Raw genomic sequence first — 2,074 nt, forward strand, 5'->3', positions numbered from 1 at the left:
ATTGAATACTTCTAAAAACAGGGGATTACGACCCCTTATTTAAGTGCGTCCCAAATTTACTCTATTTTTCACTCTTACTCCTTTTCAAATTAGAATGATTTATTTTCTAAATTTCCAATTATAAATAATATGGAAACAAGAAACAATGTATTAAATCCTAACAAAAATATAAAGGGATAATTCCTATAAATGACTATTAGCATAAAAGAATATATTAATAATAGTATACGTGTGTTTATCCTATTTTTAATAAATTCTTTTTCATCTAAAGGATTCTTTTGATTTTTGCAAGGTGTAGCAAAGAAAAGAAAAAGTAAACTTATCATTGCTAACAAAATATATCCATGTAAAAGGTTATATTTGAAGATTATATTCGAAAACGCTAGAGTACCCAAAAAACATGTATTTGTGTAGATATAGCATTGTCGATAGGTTTGTGCATGATAACCACCAGCATAAAAGCGTATAGGCATGAAAAAAAATAAAAAAATGAATCCATATAAAATATTAAAGAAATATGAAAGTGTTAATATAGTTACCATGGAAGCAAAAGTAGATAATGTAAGTTGGAATCCATAGATTATGAGTTCCTTCTTAGAGTATTCAATAATTTCCTTTTTTAAAAGATAATTTGTAAACGATTTTGAGATTTGCAGTAACATTTTTATACTCCCCTTTCCTGGTATGAATATATCATAAAATAAAAAAAATATTTTATCTGTCTGTAAATGGCATAAAAATGTCCGTGAATTGTAAAGTAATAATTATTGGAAAAAGATAATAATAGAGGTCATTTTTTTACAGTTTGGAGACAGTAGATTTTAAAGAAGATGATGATGCTACAATATAATTTGATTCTGTAAGATTGTGGTCTGCTATATTTGTAAGGAGGTAATATAAATATTAGAAAAGATTGATATTGAAAAATACCGTATGTATATTGAAATTATTAAGATGGAAGTAAATGCATTAAATTATGTGGAACTGGGCGCTAGACAGTGTTTGGAAAAAATGATTTACTATCTTAATAAATATTATGAAATGGAACAAGATAGAAAATACCTGATATGTATTGTTTTGCACATTCAGGCTTATTTGGAAATGGGATACGACTATAGTGATAATGAAGAATACTTTAATAATATATTAGAAAGCTTGGGTACAGATAAAGAGACGATGTTTCCAAAAAAGTTTTATTATTCGACCAAAATCAAACTTAACAAATCGCAGGTTAGAAGTATGATAGGTAAGTGGAGTGCTTCAAATAGTATGTCAATAACAGAAGTGGTTGATGATATTATAGAAAAGGTAAAAGAACATAAACAGGGTATCTATTATTATAAAAATAATAGAGGGCGCAAAATGGAATTGACTGAAACTATAAATGGCGAATTATATGAATTAATTATCAGTGAGAAAGACTGTTATTTTCATGATATTAAGAGGAAAAAATATTTTACTTTTATATAATGATATGCTACACTTCAGTTTGAGAAATATTTGAAAATATATGGTAAACTACAATCTTTACATAATCAAAATTAATTTGGAGGTTTAAAATGATTAGAATAGCTATATGCGATGATGATGAATCATTGGTGTTTAACAATAAAAGAATTATTGGAGAATATGTAAAAAAGAATAAAGAAATTGTAGATATAGAAGAGTATAGCAATGGTGAATTTTTGTTAGCTGATATTCAGGAAGGAGAATACTTTGATCTGATTCTTTTAGATATTGAAATGCCCCATAAAGATGGCATGGAAATTGCTCCACAGATTAAAAAGTATTTGCCACATGCACTCATTGTCTTTGTTACATCACATTTAAAATATGCTGTGGATTCTTTTGCACTATCTATTTTTCGATATGTGCCGAAACAAGAAATACAACCACGATTGGAACAGGCTTTAAACGATGCATTTAAATATATTAAATTACAACAAAACGATATATATACAATACAGACACAAAATCGATTTGAAAAAATTTTCTTAAACCTGAATTATTCACGCTGGCGGTACCAATTATGGAAAAACCCGTATAGTTACTGTGTTTTCAACCGCTTTACATT

At 27.4% G+C, this 2,074-nt stretch carries 3 protein-coding genes; 2 read left to right on the forward strand and 1 reads right to left on the reverse strand.

What is annotated here, in order from left to right:
* Positions 1–89: 89 nt before the first annotated feature.
* Entirely contained in the window at positions 90–662 is a 573-nt protein-coding gene (locus tag NFS18_RS20055; RefSeq protein ID WP_408631568.1) for an accessory gene regulator B family protein, read from the reverse strand.
* Positions 663–954: 292 nt separating this feature from the next.
* Here NFS18_RS20055 and NFS18_RS19195 point away from each other — a divergent pair, with 292 nt between their 5' ends.
* Together NFS18_RS19195 and NFS18_RS19200 are read left to right on the forward strand one after the other, a co-directional pair.
* Positions 955–1,470, forward strand: coding sequence for a hypothetical protein (locus tag NFS18_RS19195; RefSeq protein ID WP_251393167.1), 516 nt, complete (start codon positions 955–957; stop codon positions 1,468–1,470).
* Positions 1,471–1,559: 89 nt separating this feature from the next.
* Positions 1,560–2,074 (forward strand): LytR/AlgR family response regulator transcription factor (locus NFS18_RS19200; protein ID WP_251393173.1); only part of this gene is annotated, 515 nt, incomplete at its 3' end.

Origin of the sequence: Mediterraneibacter agrestimuris, assembly GCF_943193195.1 — a bacterium.
GTDB classification, from domain to species: domain Bacteria; phylum Bacillota; class Clostridia; order Lachnospirales; family Lachnospiraceae; genus Schaedlerella; species Schaedlerella agrestimuris.

Coding starts and splice junctions, on each gene's coding strand:
- NFS18_RS20055 (WP_408631568.1), bottom strand. CDS start 662: ATGTTACTGCAAATCTCAAAATCGTTTACAAATTATCTTTTAAAAAAG.
- NFS18_RS19195 (WP_251393167.1), top strand. CDS start 955: ATGGAAGTAAATGCATTAAATTATGTGGAACTGGGCGCTAGACAGTGT.